General features: G+C 65.5%; 13 protein-coding genes and 1 pseudogene. 8 read left to right on the forward strand and 6 right to left on the reverse strand.

Features of this window, described 5'->3' with window-relative positions; all coding sequences use genetic code 11:
- Nucleotides 1–111: 111 nt before the first annotated feature.
- Entirely contained in the window at nt 112–1266 is a 1155-nt protein-coding gene (locus tag H621_RS0125275; RefSeq protein ID WP_028946050.1) for a GGDEF domain-containing protein, read from the reverse strand.
- Nucleotides 1267–1383: 117 nt separating this feature from the next.
- A pseudogene (locus tag H621_RS27570) lies at nt 1384–2010 on the reverse strand (LysR substrate-binding domain-containing protein); the annotation flags it as partial.
- On the opposite strand from H621_RS27570, the gene ttdB reads away from it, so the two are divergent.
- Both ttdB and H621_RS0125290 read left to right on the forward strand, forming a co-directional pair.
- Nucleotides 1978–2604, forward strand: coding sequence for a L(+)-tartrate dehydratase subunit beta (gene ttdB, locus H621_RS0125285; RefSeq protein ID WP_245219129.1), 627 nt, complete (start codon nt 1978–1980; stop codon nt 2602–2604). The pseudogene H621_RS27570 and the gene ttdB sit on opposite strands and share 33 nt — an antisense overlap.
- Before the next feature lie 218 nt (nt 2605–2822).
- Nucleotides 2823–4109, forward strand: coding sequence for an OmpP1/FadL family transporter (locus H621_RS0125290; RefSeq protein ID WP_028946052.1), 1287 nt, complete (start codon nt 2823–2825; stop codon nt 4107–4109).
- On the opposite strand, the gene H621_RS28620 is transcribed toward H621_RS0125290, so the two are convergent.
- Nucleotides 4110–4292, reverse strand: a complete 183-nt coding sequence (locus tag H621_RS28620; RefSeq protein ID WP_028946053.1) for a hypothetical protein — start codon at nt 4290–4292, stop codon at nt 4110–4112. It lies immediately after the preceding gene.
- A 42-nt stretch (nt 4293–4334) separates the two neighbouring features.
- Complete coding sequence (locus H621_RS0125300; RefSeq protein WP_028946054.1) at nt 4335–5003, reverse strand: class I SAM-dependent methyltransferase; 669 nt, start codon at nt 5001–5003, stop codon at nt 4335–4337.
- 83 nt (nt 5004–5086) lie between these two features.
- Between H621_RS0125300 and H621_RS0125305 the strand changes: the two genes are divergently transcribed.
- Nucleotides 5087–5473, forward strand: a complete 387-nt coding sequence (locus tag H621_RS0125305; RefSeq protein ID WP_028946055.1) for a GFA family protein — start codon at nt 5087–5089, stop codon at nt 5471–5473.
- A gap of 202 nt (nt 5474–5675) precedes the next feature.
- Nucleotides 5676–6827, forward strand: coding sequence for an HPP family protein (locus H621_RS0125310; RefSeq protein ID WP_028946056.1), 1152 nt, complete (start codon nt 5676–5678; stop codon nt 6825–6827).
- Here H621_RS0125310 and H621_RS0125315 read toward each other — a convergent pair.
- Both H621_RS0125315 and H621_RS0125320 read right to left on the reverse strand, forming a co-directional pair.
- The gene (locus H621_RS0125315) at nt 6801–7664 is read right to left on the reverse strand and encodes a LysR family transcriptional regulator (RefSeq protein ID WP_028946057.1); all 864 of its coding nucleotides are present in this window, start codon (nt 7662–7664) and stop codon (nt 6801–6803) included. The two genes, H621_RS0125310 and H621_RS0125315, sit on opposite strands and share 27 nt — an antisense overlap.
- A 186-nt stretch (nt 7665–7850) precedes the next feature.
- Nucleotides 7851–8507: an HAD family hydrolase gene (locus H621_RS0125320; protein ID WP_028946058.1), complete on the reverse strand. Its 657-nt coding sequence runs from the start codon at nt 8505–8507 to the stop codon at nt 7851–7853.
- Nucleotides 8508–8583: 76 nt separating this feature from the next.
- Here H621_RS0125320 and lexA point away from each other — a divergent pair, with 76 nt between their 5' ends.
- From lexA to H621_RS0125340, 4 genes are read left to right on the forward strand one after another with little or no spacing between them, the layout of a single operon-like run.
- Complete coding sequence (gene lexA / locus H621_RS0125325; RefSeq protein WP_028946059.1) at nt 8584–9204, forward strand: transcriptional repressor LexA; 621 nt, start codon at nt 8584–8586, stop codon at nt 9202–9204.
- Entirely contained in the window at nt 9204–9821 is a 618-nt protein-coding gene (imuA, locus tag H621_RS0125330; protein WP_028946060.1) for a translesion DNA synthesis-associated protein ImuA, read from the forward strand. The genes lexA and imuA overlap by 1 nt, the downstream gene beginning before the upstream one ends.
- A gap of 6 nt (nt 9822–9827) precedes the next feature.
- Complete coding sequence (locus H621_RS0125335; RefSeq protein ID WP_028946061.1) at nt 9828–11240, forward strand: Y-family DNA polymerase; 1413 nt, start codon at nt 9828–9830, stop codon at nt 11238–11240.
- Nucleotides 11216–14323, forward strand: coding sequence for an error-prone DNA polymerase (locus H621_RS0125340; protein ID WP_209420975.1), 3108 nt, complete (start codon nt 11216–11218; stop codon nt 14321–14323). The genes H621_RS0125335 and H621_RS0125340 overlap by 25 nt, the downstream gene beginning before the upstream one ends.
- Nucleotides 14324–14403: the final 80 nt, after the last annotated feature.

Genomic DNA, 14403 nt, shown 5'->3' on the forward strand with positions numbered 1-14403 from the left:
TCTGCAGCCGTTCAGGCTGCGGGGTTGTTGGCTTGGAGCAGCTTTATACAGCGACCGGGCGATTGTTTCACGCCAAAAGATGGCTATTTGATGTCATTTTTGTGGTCGGCATCACAGCGTGGTCCGGTCGACTACGCGGATGCTGTTGCGTCCACTGCGCTTGGAGGCGTACAGCGCAGCGTCACTGTGCTCGATCACGCCCTCGAGGCTGGCCGGTGGTTGGTCGAACAGGTTGGCGCCAATGCTCAGCGTCACTGGCAGGGGCGTGGCGAATGCCTGTGCGGTGGTGGTATGGAACTGGTCGCGCAGCTGGCGGCCCAGCTGTTCGATGCGCGCGCTCGATGCACCCTTGAGGACGATGATGAACTCGTCGCCACCCAGGCGGGCGGCGAGCGCGTCTTCCGGCAGCACCGCCCGAATCATCTCGCTCAACGTCACCAGCAAGCGGTCGCCGGCGGTATGGCCATAGAGGTCGTTGACCAGCTTGAAGTTGTCGATATCAATCAGCAACACGGCGCCGGGGCGGGCGCTGCAGACATTCTTGAGCAAACGCGGTGCCCGTACCTCCAGGGCGCGGCGATTGAACAGGGCGGTCAATGGATCGCGCGCGGCCAGCTGTTCTATCTGCTGTTCACGCCGATGGCGCTCGGTACCGGTCATCGACAGGGCGATCAGCATGATCGCCATGGCGCCTTCGACCAGCGAAACCTGGATGATTTCGCCCCGGAATGCGGCGAGGTCGATCAGCGTGCCCGGGATGATGGCGATCAGGGATTTGATCAGGTAGAAGACCCCATGGGCCAGCAGTACATAGCGCAACTGGACGGCGCCCACGCTCAAGGATTTACCGTGGGGGCGCAGCAAGAAACTGGCCCTGAGCGCGAGCACAGCGACCAGCAGCGAATTGACCAGCAGCGTGACCTTCGACCACGGTTGCTCACCCGGCAACAGCAGCAACCCCAGCCAGGCGATGAAGATCAGGTACCAGGCGCGCGACAGGCGCGTCTGGGTGAAGCGTGCAACGCCCAGCAAGAACAACCAGTGCGCCGTGACCAACAAGCCGTTGGCGAACCAGATGCCGATGAACAGCAAGCCACTGCCGCGCAACAGTGCCAGTGTCGAGCCCACGGCAATGGTGGCAAAGCCCGCGCTCCAGAACAGCAGCGAAGGCTCGCGAATACTCCGCCATTCAATTGCCAGGTACAGGGCGGCGGCGGCGGCCAGGGCGACGGAAAGCGTCAACAGGGTCGAGGGATCGAGGGTCATAGCCTCACGGGACGGTCAAATGAGTGGGAGGGGCGGCAGATTGTAAGCGTTTGAAGTAAATTTTCGCAGGCATGGATTGCACTGACGGGCCCTCGGAAGGCCAGGGGGCAACGCCGCTCACGGCCAGGCAGATCCGTCGGCGTTGCGGTGGAAGAAGTCTCTGAGGTGTTCGACAAACAGCGACACCTTCGCGGAGAGGTTGAGGCGCTCCAGGTACACGGCGTAGATGTCCGCAGGTGGCGTTTCATATTCGCCCAGCACTTCCACCAGCCGGCCCGAACGCAGGTGGCCGGCCAGGTTCCACTCGGCACGCATCAGAATCCCCTGGCCATCCAGTGCCCAGTTCAGCGCCACCTCGCCGTCGTTGGTACTGAGACTGCCTCTTACCTTGACCGATTCGGTCTGTTTGCCCCGGCTCAACCGCCAACTGCCAAACGCCGCGTCGTTCTGGCGTAGCACGATGCAATTGTGCTGCACGAGGTCCTTGGGGGTGTGCGGGTGGCCATGAGCCTGCAAGTACGACGGCGCCGCGCACAGCCGCCGGCGATTGGCCGCGATCTTGCGCGCAATCAATCGGGAGTCGGGCAGTTCGCCAAAGCGGATGGCGACGTCGATGGCATCGTCCGGCAGGTTGATGGGGCGGTCGGTCAATTGCAGCTGCACTTCAACGTCCGGGTAGCGCCTGGCAAATGAAGACACCGCCGGGCCGACGTGGGTGCGACCAAAGCCCAGGGGGGCATTCACCCCACGCCGATCAAGGACGAAGACCTGGCGGCCCTCAATGTCGGTGATGTGGTCTACCTGACCGGCCAGTTAGTGACGTGCCGCGACGTGGCCCACCGTCGGCTGATCGAGCTCAAGCGCGAACTGCCCGTGGACTTGCGCGGGGGCGCAATCTTTCACGCCGGGCCCATCGTGCGCAAAAAGGATGACGGCAGCTTCGAGATGGTGTCCATCGGGCCGACCACTAGCATGCGCATGGAGAAGTTCGAGAAGCAATTCATCGAGGAAACCGGCGTCAAGCTGATTGTCGGCAAGGGTGGCATGGGCCCTGAGACCACCACCGGTTGCCTGGAGAACAAGGCCGTGCATGCGGTTTTCCCGGGGGGCTGTGCAGTGCTGGCCGCCACCCAGGTCGAGGAAATCGAGCGGGCCGAGTGGCAGGACCTGGGCATGCCCGAAACGTTGTGGGTCAACCGTGTGCGTGAGTTCGGCCCGCTGATCATTTCCATCGATACCAAGGGCAACAACTTGTTCGAGCAGAACACGTTGCGCTTCAACGAACGCAAGGGCGCGGTGATCGAGAAAATCAACAGTCAGGTGCGCTTCATCAAGTGACTTGTCATGGCGACCACCCCAAGGACGGGGTGGTCGCTTCCTCTGTAGCCGCTGCCGCCAGGCTGCGATTGAGCGCGCAGCGGCCATCCATCACACGTTTTGTGCCGTCGATACTCGACTACCTGCAAAGACCTACTATTTTTACTCTGCTGACCGTTATTGGGCTCGCCAGCACTTGAGTTGATCTCTCGTTTGCCCATCGTCACAGAGGACGTGCCATGCTTCGCGCTTATCGACCCTACACAACCCTGTTGGCCCTGAGCCTGGGCCTGGCTTCAGGCAACGTCTGGGCTGGCGGTATTCTGATTTATGAAGCCGGGCAGGAAGGCAATGGCCTGGCCAATGCCGGCGCCGCGGCGCTGGCCACCGACCCCAGTGTGTTGATGAGCAACCCCGCCGGTATCGCCCAGCTGCAGGGCACCCAGGTCAGCGCCAACGCACAGGTGATTCTTGGCGACCTGCGCTTTTCCCGTGACAGCAACAATCAGTTTACTGGCAACGAAGGCGGCAACGCCCTCGAGTACCTGCCCGGTGCCAGCCTGTTTATCAGCCACCAGATTGACGAGCGCTCGGCCATCGGCTTTGGCATGTACGGCAACTTCGGCCTGGCGCTGAACTACGACGACGACTGGGCGGGGCGCTACTTCAACCAGGAGGCGGCGATCATCGCTGTGTCGTTCCAGCCGACCCTGGCGTACAAGTTCACCGATGACCTGAGCGTGGGTATCGGCCCGCGCATCGTTTATGCCTATTACCGCAACGAAACGGCCATCAACAACAACTTGCTCGGCGTGCTCGATCGCCCCGACGGGCAACTCGAATACAAGGACACCGACGTCGGCGTCGGCGTCAACCTCGGCCTGATGTACCAGCTCAACGAGCGTACGCAGCTGGGCCTGGCCTATACCAGCAAAGTCGACCTGGAGTTCAAGGACGGCCCCAGCGTTCACAAGGTCGACAACCTGATCATCAACGCAGCCCTGCGCCGCCTGGACGTAGACAGCCTGGAGCTGGACATGTCGGTGCCGCAGACGGTGCTGTTCAGTGTCGCCCATGACCTGGATGCGCAGTGGAAGCTGCTCGGCAGCCTCGGCTGGCAGGACTGGAGCGAGTTCGGCGCCATCGGCGTGGAGGTCGACGCCGATGTACTCGGGGTCTCGCGTACCGCCGATCGCAAGTACAAGGACACCTGGCATGCCTCGCTGGGTGCGCAGTACCAGGCGACGCCCAAGCTGCGCTGGAGCATGGGCCTGGGCTACGACAGTTCGGCGGTGGATGACAAGGACCGCACCGTCGACAATCCCATGGGCGAGGCCTGGCGACTGGCCGCAGGGGTCAACTACCAGATCGACGAAGGCCTTGACCTGCACCTGGCCTACACCCTGGTGTGGATGGGCGACATGGACGTCGAGCAGACCAAGGCCCGCTCGGGCGGCACGGTGTCGGGCACCTATGACAATGCGGCCCTGCATATCATTGGCGGCGGGGCCACCTGGCGCTTCTGATCACTGCAAATGTCGGTATCCCGCCGCCAGGGTGAAGTCAGCCAACTGCCAGACCCTGCCGTTGGCCGCCCAGGCGCCACCGGGGCTGCTGGCCAACAGCAAATTCTCGGTGGAGACGATTGCCGGACGGGTGGGGTTCCAGGATGCGACTTCGTTGCGCCGATTGATGAAAAAGATGCTCAACGCAACGCCGTGGCCGTTTCGGGGGGAATACCCCGTCAACGGCTACCGGCGCTCGGCGACCAATAGCAGTGACTGTGGCACGGGGCTTTGCGGGTGTTGTGGCTCTTGCAGGGCGCCCAGTGTGAAGCCGGCCATGTCCAGCGCGTTGATCCAGCTGGACAAGGTGCGCATGTACCACGGCATGGGCTGCCACTGTCCCGGGAACCCGGCAAAGGTTTCTTCGCGCCAGCCATCCTGATAATCACCCGCCGCGACAGCCCAGGGATGCAGGGTCTGGATCACCAGCGTACCTGCTGGGGCGAGCAGGGCGTTCATGGCACTCAGCAGCGGGATGATGTCCTGGTGCAGCAGGGCGAAGTTGGCGCAAACCAGGTCGTAGTCGTGGCCGATGTCCACGCTTGCTGCGGCCAGCGCAGCATAGCTGGCCACTTGCACGTGACGGGAGCCTGCCGCTTGCGCCGCCTCGACCAAGGTGGCATCGCCATCCACGCCGACCGCTTCGATGCCGCGGTCAGCCAGCGCGCGCAACAGCCAGCCTTCGCCACAGCCCAGGTCCAGCACGCGCCCAGGCTGGCGGCCCAGCACCGCCAGCAGGATGGCCTGGTCGGTGACCTGCCGGCGGCTTTCGATGGCGCCGCTGCGCACAGCGTCGATCCAGGGCTGGGCGTTGTGGTGCCAGCTTTGCAGCAGAGTGGCTTCGGGATTGGGCATCTGGGTATCCGCCTCTGGGCAGTGGGTTCAAGCATTGGCTGCTATTTTTACACGCTCCGATAACAACCGTGCGTGAGGTCAGCATGAACCACTACACCGGGGGTTGCCTATGCGGCAACGTACGCATCGTGGCGTCCGGGCACCCTTACCGGGTAGGGATCTGCCACTGCCTGGATTGTCGCAAGCATCACGGGGCGCTGTTTCATGCCAGCGCGATCTTCCCGGAGGATGCCGTGGCGATCGAAGGCGAGGCACACGAGTATGCCGGACGGTATTTCTGCCCTCGGTGCGGATCGTCCGTTTTTGCCCGTACCGCCGATGAGATCGAAGTGAACCTGGGGACCCTGGATGCACCTGATCAGTTGGTGCCGACGTACGAGAGCTGGACCATCAGGCGTGAGTCCTGGTTACCAGCGTTTGCGCTTGCCCGGCGCTATGCACGTGATCGTGAGGACAACGGGCGGTCATAGGCGCTACACCTCAAAATAAATGCACTCAGCCTTCATTTTTTTGAATTACCGCTACCCGGCCCATCCCCGGCAAAATCCCTGCCACGCTCGACCCCTTCAAAATTCCATCTCCACGGACGGAGCCCATTAGGTATTGCCCTCGCGATACTCAGCCCAGCCGCTTTGGCCGGGCTTTTTTTACTGCCAGGTACCCGATTTCCCCATGTCTACCCGCGGTCTGCTTCACCGGCTGCTGCCGGCCCCACTGAATATCCCCTTCAAAGAATGCGTTCGTGCAAGTGTTGGCGCACTGCTCGGCCTGTTGCTCGCCGGCTTGGCTTGCAGTCAGGCGTTCGGTGCGACGGTGGCGCTGCATCTGCTTGGCCCGCTGGCGGCCTCGGCCGTGCTGTTGTTTGCCGTGCATTCCGGCGCGCTGGCACAACCTTGGCCGTTCCTGGGCAGTTATGCCTGTGCCACGGTGGTCGGGCTGGCGTTGCACCACTGGTTAGGTTCGGCGCTGTGGGTGGCGGCCCTGGCGTTGGGGCTGGCGATTGTGGTGATGTGCCTGATGCGCTGCCTGCATCCGCCGGGAGGTGGGGTGGCAGTGAGTGTGGTGCTGGCTGATTCATCCCTGGCCTCGATGGGTAACCAGGTGTTCGAGCCGATCATGCTCAACGCCCTGGTGCTGGTGGCCGTGGCGGTGATCTTCAACCGCCTGACGGGGGTGCGCTATCCAAAAACGGCGGCGCCGCGCAAAGACTTGCACCACACCACCGATACCGTGCCCGCCGAGCGGGTCGGGGTCAGCGGGGCGGACCTGGACCATGCCCTGGAGGAGCTGGGTGAGTTTGTCGATGTGACCCGCGATGAACTGGAGCGGATCATTCTGGCCACTGAACAGCATGCCTTGCAGCGCAGCCTTGGCGGGATTACCGCCGCGTCGGTGATGTCACGCGATGTGCAGCAGGCCACGCCGAAAACGACGTTGCATGAGGCTTGGCAGCAACTGTCGAGCCACCACTTGAAGACTCTGCCGGTGCTGGATGAAACGCGTCGATTGGTGGGGATTGTGAGCTTGAGTGACCTGGTGGGCCCGGCGATGGCCCAGGCCCGCTTCAGCTGGCGCGGGCTGTTCGGGCGTCAGCCGAAGGTCGTGCTAGAGCAGATCATGAGTCGGCCGGTAGTCACGGTCCGCAGTGATGAACCTGCCGTGGCGTTGATTCCGCTGCTCAGTGAGCAGGGGCTGCATTGCCTGCCGGTGATGGACGGCGAGCAACTGGTCGGGGTCATCACCCAGACCGATCTGATCGCCGGGCTCAAGCGGTACGTGCTCAGCACGCCGGTGCGTTCAGATGACCGGGTCCCAGCGCTGTGACCAATCGCTCTCACTGGCGACTACCTGCTGCAGCACGCTGATGGCTTGCTGCAGCGCCTGGCTATCGCGCTCGCGGGCGTAGACCAGGTAGGTGGGGTAGGTGAACTCCGGGGCTTGCGGTACCCGCTCGAACACGCCGCTGTCCAGGTAGGCCTGGACCACCCGGGTACGGAAGTAGCCACTGCCGCCATGTTCGAGGATGTACTGCAGCGCCAGCGGGCCGAGGTTGAAGCTCAGGGCTGGGCGCGCGCATTCGGGCAGGGCCGCGTCGTGCTGGCGGCGAAAGGCCTGGCCCCAGTCGATGTAGATGTAGGGTTCGGGTCTGTCCTTGCGACGCACGCGAATCAGTTTTTCTTCCATCAGTTGTTCCACCTGCAGGCCTGGGCCATAGGTGGGCTGATAGACCAGCACGGCGTCGAGCACACCCATTTCCACTTTGCGCAGCAATGATTCGCCGTCGCTGACTTCGCTGCGAATGGCATGGCTGGGCATCGCCCGGTGCAGGGCACTGACCCAGCCCAGCACCATGGGGTTGCCCAGGCTCACTTCGCCACCGATGTGCAGCACCTGGTGGCAACCCTGGGGTAGAGGCAGGTCGCGGCGGGCCGCTTCCCAGGTCTGCACCAACTGATTGGCATAGACCACGAATGCCTCGCCATCGGCAGTGAGGCTGGCGCCGCTGCGGCTGCGGATGAACAGCTGGCAGGCCAATTGTTGTTCGAGCTTCTGCACCCGGGCGGTGATGGCGGTCTGGGTGACGTGCAAACGTTCGGCGGCGGAGACCAGGCTGCCGCTGCGGACGATTTCCAGAAATGTACGGGCCAGCTCGATATCCATGGAGGTTGCCGGGTGGGGAAGGTTGCCCATTCTAGTGCGTTGGCACCGAAATGGGGCAGTTGGGTGGGGAGCAATAATGCACTGGAGTACGTCCGCTGCGCGGCCGATCGCAGGCTGTCGCCAGCGGCTACATGCAAACCGCAGCCGCTGGCGAGGAACGCGCTGCGATCGACTGCATAGCAGTCGCTAGGAGGAAGCGGGCTGGATCAACTCCCATAACCGCGCATCGTCAAAGTCCGCCACCACCAGTTGCGCCCCGGCGGCATGCAGGGCTTCGGCGGACTGGCTGGTAGACAGCCCCACGGTGAAGATTCCTGCGCCGCTGGCGGCGGTCACGCCCGGCACCGAGTCCTCGAACGCCAGGGCATGGGCCGCACGCGCCCCAAGCCGCTCAAGGCCGGTGAGGTAGGGCAGCGGGTCAGGCTTGGCCCGCGCCAGCTCTTCAGCCACCAGCACATGCTCGAAACGTCCACCCAGGGCCAGCGCTTCGAGCATGTGCTCGGCATTGGCCCGCGGCGCATTGGTAACCACGGCCATGCCGATGCCGTGCTGTTCGGCATGTTCAAGCAGGCGCAGCAACCCGGCGGTGGGCTGCAGGCTCGGCGACAGGGCGCGAAAGCGCGCCTCCTTGAGGTCGGCGAAGGCCTGGTGCTCGGCGAGTGGCCGGTCGGGAAACAGGTAGCGGCACAGGTCGGCGTTGGCCCGACCGCTGACGTGGGCGGCGAATTCGGCTTCGGTCAAGTCCCGGCCTTTTTCGCGCAATAGCTGCTGCAGGGCCAGCAGATGGAGTTTGTCGGTATCGGTCAGGGTGCCGTCGAGGTCGAACAACAGGGCTTCAAGCATGTCGGGGTCCGCTGCAAGGGCCGCCCAGCATAACCCGATCAAGGGGGCTGGTCAGCGGGATACGAAAAGAGTACAAATGTACTCCATGAATATTTTATCGCCCAAACGCAGCGCCATTCTCACGTTCATTCGTGATCGCATCGCCGACCACGGCCAGCCGCCGAGCCTGGCCGATATCGCCACGGCCTTCGGTTTTGCCTCGCGCAGTGTGGCGCGCAAGCACATCCAGGCCTTGTGCGAGGCCGGGTATATCGAGGTCACGCCCAACCAGGCCCGTGGCATTCGTCTGGCGGGTGGCTTGCGCCGCCCCGAGGTACTGGAGATCCCGGTATTGGGCCAGGTGGCGGCAGGGCGGCCGATAGGCCCCGACGTCGACATCCACGAACAGCTCATGCTCGATGCCCACCTGTTCAGCCGCTCGCCCGACTACCTGCTCAAGGTGCGCGGCGACTCGATGCTCGGCGACGGCATCCTCGACGGCGACCTGGTCGGTATCAAGCAACAGGCCGAGGCCCGCGACGGGCAGATCATCGTCGCCCGCCTGGAGGGTGAGGTGACCATCAAGCGCTTCGAGCGGGTCAGCGCCCAGCATTACCGCCTGCTACCCCGCAACCCGGCCTATGCGCCGATCGACATCGGCCCGGGCCAGGACTTCGTCATCGAGGGCGTGTTCTGCGGCCTGGTGAGGCGCGGCTGATGGGCGCCGTGGTCAGCCTCGACGGCTTGCTCGACCAGCAGCGGGTCTGGAAGGGGCGCCCCCACGCGCAGCCCCAGGGCCTGCAGCCCACCGGCCATGCGCTGCTGGATGCGGCGCTGCCGGGGGGAGGCTGGCCAGCGGCTGCGCTCACCGAGGTGCTGCTGGCCGCCGAGGGCTGTGGCGAGCTGCACTTGCTCTGGCCGAGCCTGGCGCGGCTGACCACCCGTGGTGAACGGGTGGTACTGGTGGCACCGCCCTTTGTGCCCTATGCACCCGCCTGGCAGGCAGCCGGAGTCGACCTGCAGCACATTGCCCTGATCCAGGCGCCACCTGGCGAGGTGCTCTGGGCTGCCGAGCAGTGCCTGCGCTCGGGCAGTTGTGGCGCGGTGCTGTGCTGGCCGCACAAGCCCGACGACCGCGCCTTGCGCCGCTTGCAGGTGGCTGCCGAAAGCGGCCAGACCCTGGCCTTTGCCTTGCGCTCGATGCAGGCGGCGCTCAATCCGTCGCCGGCGGCGTTGCGCATTGCCGTCGATGCACGCCCGGCCCAGTGGCGGGTGCTCAAGTGCCGGGGCGGGTTGGCCCCGGCCACGCCCATTGCCTGCCCCGGGCGAGGCTGATGGCGCATGCTCTGGGCCTGTATCCTGCTGCCGCAGCTGGCACTCGACGCCGTGCTGCGCGGGCGCGACGACCTCGACACGCCACTGGTGCTGCTCAGCGGCCCGCCCCAGCGCCGGGTGCTGCAGGCGGTCAACCCGGCCGCTGCAGCCCTGGGCCTGCGTGCCGGCCAGCCGTTGACCACGGCCCAGGCGCTGGCGGGGCATTTCACCTGCGTTGACCACGATCCGGGCGCCATCGAGCCGCTACAGCAACTGCTGGCTGCCTGGGCCTATCGTTTCAGCTCACAGGTCAGCCTGCACTACCCGCGGGTGCTGCTGCTCGAGGTCGAGTCCAGCCTGGGGCTGTTCGGGCCGTGGCCTGCGTTCGAGGCGCGGCTGCGGGCCGAACTGAGTGCCCTGGGGTTTCGCCACCGTATCGTGCTGGCCAGCAACCCGGTGGCCGCGCGCATGCTTGCCAACTGCCATGACGGCCTGGCGCTGACCGACCTCGAGCAAACCCGCGAGGCCCTTGAGCAACTGCCTATCGAGCGGATCGGTTTGCCGGCGCAGGCGGCCAGCGCCTTTGCGCGCATGGGCCTGCGCCGCCTTGGCCAGGTCATGGCGTTGCCGCGCCAGGCCCTGGCCCGGCGCTTTGCTGCTGATGTGCAACTGCACCTGGACCGCTTGCTGGGGGTACGGCCCATGGCCTTGTCATTCTACCTGCCGCCGGACCGCTTCGATGCCCGTATCGAGCTCAACTTCGATGTGGAGTCGCACCAGGCCTTGCTGTTCCCCCTGCGCCGCCTGATCAACGACCTGGCCGCGTTCCTGGCCGGGCGCGACAGTGGCGTGCAGCGCTTCACCCTGCACCTGGAGCACGCCGAAGGCCCCGATACCTGCGTGGTCGTCGGCCTGCTGGCTGCCGAGCGTGACCCGCAGATGCTCTTCGAGCTGGCCCGTGGGCGCCTGGAGCAACTGCAGCTGGGCGCGCCGGTGCGCAACCTGCGCCTGCTGGCCGAAGACCTGCCGGCTTTTGTGCCGCAGCACAGCGAACTGTTCGACCCACGCCCGCAACAGAGCCAGCCCTGGGAGCAGTTGCGCGAACGCCTGCGCGCACGCCTGGGCGATAGCGCGGTGCGCAACCTTGCGGCCCAGGACGATCATCGCCCCGAGTGCGCCTGGCGCCTGGACAACGCCACCCAGTTGCCACCGGCGCCGACGGCGCCGCGTCCGGGCTGGCTGCTGGCCGAACCCCAGGCCTTGCCGGGGGGGGGGGTGCGGCTGCTGACGGGTGCCGAGCGGATCGAGTCCGGTTGGTGGGATGGCGGTGATATACGCCGTGACTACTACCGGGTGCAGACCCCGACCGGGCTGTATGCCTGGGCCTACCGCAACCTGGGTGAAGACGGTCCGTTGTGGCTGCAGGGCTGGTTCGCATGAGCATGTCCCAGGCCTACGCCGAACTGCACTGCCTGTCGAATTTCAGCTTCCAGCGCGGTGCCTCCAGCGCCAGGGAACTGTTCGAGCGTGCCCGCCAGCATGGCTACCAGGCCCTGGCCATTACCGACGAATGCACCCTGGCGGGCATCGTGCGGGCCTGGCAGGCGGCCAAGGCCGTTGGGCTGGCCCTGATCGTCGGCAGCGAAGTGCGCCTGCACCAGGGGCCAAAACTGGTGCTGCTGGCCGAGAACCTGACGGGCTACCAGCACCTGTGCCGGCTGATCACCCTGGGCCGGCGGCGGGCGCAAAAGGGCGCGTACCAGCTGCTGCGCGACGATTTCGACAGGCCGCTGGAGGGGCTGCTGGCCCTGTGGGTGCCGGATGGCAATGAGGATGACCTGGCCACCGGTCACTGGTTGTGCGAGCGTTTCGCCGAGCGCCTGTGGCTGGCGGTGGAGCTGCACCGTGGCGCCGACGATGGGCTGCGCCTGCAGCAGTTGCAGGCCTTGGCCGAGACGTTGCAGATCCGCGCGGTGGCGGCGGGCGATGTACACATGCACGCCCGCGGGCGACGCGCCCTGCAAGACAGCATGACCGCCATCCGTCACCACTGCACCGTGGCCGAGGCCGGGCAGCGCCTGTTCGCCAACGGTGAGCGTCACCTGCGCCCCCTGGCGCAGCTGGCCGAGCTCTATCCGCAGGCCTTGCTCGATGAAACCCTGCGCATTGCCGGCCGCTGCCGTTTCGACCTCAGCCAGTTGCGCTACGAGTACCCCCGCGAACTGGTCCCGGCCGGCCAGACGGCCACCCGTTGGTTGCGCCACCTCTGCGAGCAGGGGCAGCGCTGGCGCTGGCCCAGGGGCATCGAAGAGAAGGCGCGCAATGCGCTGGAGCATGAGCTCGAACTGATCGCCGAGCTGAACTACGAACGCTATTTTCTGACCGTGCATGACATCGTCCAGTTTGCCCGTGGCCAGGGCATCCTCTGCCAGGGGCGGGGCTCGGCGGCCAACTCGGTGGTGTGCTATGTGCTGGGGATCACCGAGCTGGACCCAATGCACAGCCACCTGTTGTTCGAGCGCTTTCTGTCGCGCGAGCGCGATGAACCCCCCGACATCGATGTCGACTTCGAGCATGAGCGCCGTGAAGAAGTGCTGCAGTATGTCTTCAGCCGCTACGGCCGCCATCGCGCGGCCCTGACGGCCGTGGCCAGCACCTACCATGCCGCCGGTGCCGTGCGCGATATCGCCCGGGTGCTGGGCTTGCCGGTGGCGCAGATCAACGCCCTGGCCGAGTGCTGCGGGCGCTGGAGCGATCGCCTGCCGCCGCCCGAGCAACTGCGCGAGGCCGGCTTCGACCCCGACAGCCTGTTGCTGCGGCGGGTGCTGGCACTGACCGGCGAGCTGATCGGCTTTCCCCGGCACCTGTCCCAGCACCCCGGCGGCTTTGTGATTTCCGAACAGCCCCTGGACAGCCTCGTGCCGGTGGAAAACGCCGCCATGGACGGGCGTACGGTAATCCAGTGGGACAAGGACGACCTGGACCTGGTCGGCCTGCTCAAGGTCGACATTCTCGCCCTGGGCATGCTCACGGCCTTGCGCCGGTGTTTCGACCTGCTGTACCGCCATCGTGGCCGTGAGCTGACCCTGGCCACTGTCCCCGCCGACTGTGCCGCGACCTATGAAATGATCGGCCGCGCCGACACCGTCGGGGTGTTCCAGATCGAGTCACGGGCGCAAATGGCCATGTTGCCGCGGCTCAAGCCCAAGGATTTCTACGACCTGGTGATCGAGGTGGCGATCGTGCGCCCGGGGCCTATCCAGGGCGACATGGTTCACCCCTACCTGCGCCGGCGCCAAAAGCTGGAACCGGTGTCGTATCCATCGCCTGCGTTGGAGAAGGTGTTCAAACGCACCCTGGGCGTGCCGTTGTTCCAGGAGCAGGTCATGGAGCTGGCGATGGTCGCCGGTGGCTACTCGGCGGGCGAGGCCGACCAACTGCGTCGGGCCATGGCCGCCTGGAAACGCCACGGTGGCCTTGAGCCGCACCGCGAGCGGCTGATCAGCGGCATGCGTGCCAACGGCTACAGCAGCGAGTTCGCCGAACGTATCTTCGAGCAGATCAAGGGCTTTGGCAGCTATGGTTTTCCCGAGTCCCACGCCGCGAGCTTCGCCTTGCTGACCTATGCCAGTTGCTGGCTCAAGTGCCATGAGCCGGCGATCTTTGCCTGTGCGCTGATCAACAGCTGGCCGATGGGCTTCTACAGCCCTGACCAGATTCTCCAGGACGCCCGTCGCCACCCTATCGAGATCCGCCCGGTGGATGTCTGCCACAGCGACTGGGACTGCAGCCTGGAACCGGGGGCAGGGCAGGCCTTGGCCCTTCGCCTGGGGCTGCGACAGGTGCGCGGCTTTCGTGAAGTCGATGCCCGGCGTATCGAACAGGCCCGCACCGAACGTGGCTGGCGGGATGTTGGCGACCTGTGCCAGCGGGCGCAGCTCGATACCCGCGCCCGTGAGCTGCTGGCCGACGCTGGTGCCTTGCGGGCCTTGGCCAGCGACCGCTACCAGGCACGCTGGCAGGTGGCGGCGGTGCAGGCGCAGTTGCCGCTGTTCGCCGCGGTGGAGCCTGTCCAGGAGACGGCGGTGGCGTTGCCGCAGCCCTCGGTCAGCGAGGACATGTTCGCGGACTATGCCAGCGTCGGCACCACCCTTGGGCCGCATCCCCTGACCTTGCTGCGCCGTCGCCTGAATGCGTTGGGCTGTCGCAGTTCAAAGGCGCTGGAGGAGGCCGGGCATGGCGACAAGGTCAGCGTGGCAGGGCTGGTCACCGGGCGTCAGCGGCCGGGGACTGCCAGCGGCGTGACCTTCGTGACCCTGGAAGATGAGTTTGGCAACGTCAACGTGGTGGTCTGGCGCGACCTGGCCGAGCGCCAGCGGCGGGCCCTGGTGGGGTCGCAGCTGTTGCGGGTGATCGGAAGGCTCGAGAGTGAAAGCGGGGTACGGCATTTGATTGCACAGCGGCTGGAAGACCTGAGTCCGCTGTTGCAGGGGCTCGACGTACGCAGCCGGGATTTTCATTGAACCGTATGCGCGTCAACGGCGAGCTGGCGTTGTAGCCGCTGCCGCGAGGCTGCGATCGGTCGCGAAGCGGCCGTGGGAAT

Origin of the sequence: Pseudomonas vranovensis DSM 16006 (assembly GCF_000425805.1) — a bacterium.
Lineage (GTDB): Bacteria > Pseudomonadota > Gammaproteobacteria > Pseudomonadales > Pseudomonadaceae > Aquipseudomonas > Aquipseudomonas vranovensis.

Excerpts from the sequence above, each read along its gene's own strand:
- H621_RS0125275 (WP_028946050.1), bottom strand. The coding sequence starts at position 1,266 with ATGACCCTCGATCCCTCGACCCTGTTGACGCTTTCCGTCGCCCTGGCC.
- H621_RS0125290 (WP_028946052.1), top strand. The coding sequence starts at position 2,823 with ATGCTTCGCGCTTATCGACCCTACACAACCCTGTTGGCCCTGAGCCTG.
- H621_RS0125300 (WP_028946054.1), bottom strand. The coding sequence starts at position 5,003 with ATGCCCAATCCCGAAGCCACTCTGCTGCAAAGCTGGCACCACAACGCC.
- H621_RS0125305 (WP_028946055.1), top strand. The coding sequence starts at position 5,087 with ATGAACCACTACACCGGGGGTTGCCTATGCGGCAACGTACGCATCGTG.
- H621_RS0125310 (WP_028946056.1), top strand. The coding sequence starts at position 5,676 with ATGTCTACCCGCGGTCTGCTTCACCGGCTGCTGCCGGCCCCACTGAAT.
- H621_RS0125315 (WP_028946057.1), bottom strand. The coding sequence starts at position 7,664 with ATGGATATCGAGCTGGCCCGTACATTTCTGGAAATCGTCCGCAGCGGC.
- H621_RS0125320 (WP_028946058.1), bottom strand. The coding sequence starts at position 8,507 with ATGCTTGAAGCCCTGTTGTTCGACCTCGACGGCACCCTGACCGATACC.
- lexA (WP_028946059.1), top strand. The coding sequence starts at position 8,584 with ATGTACTCCATGAATATTTTATCGCCCAAACGCAGCGCCATTCTCACG.
- imuA (WP_028946060.1), top strand. The coding sequence starts at position 9,204 with ATGGGCGCCGTGGTCAGCCTCGACGGCTTGCTCGACCAGCAGCGGGTC.
- H621_RS0125335 (WP_028946061.1), top strand. The coding sequence starts at position 9,828 with ATGCTCTGGGCCTGTATCCTGCTGCCGCAGCTGGCACTCGACGCCGTG.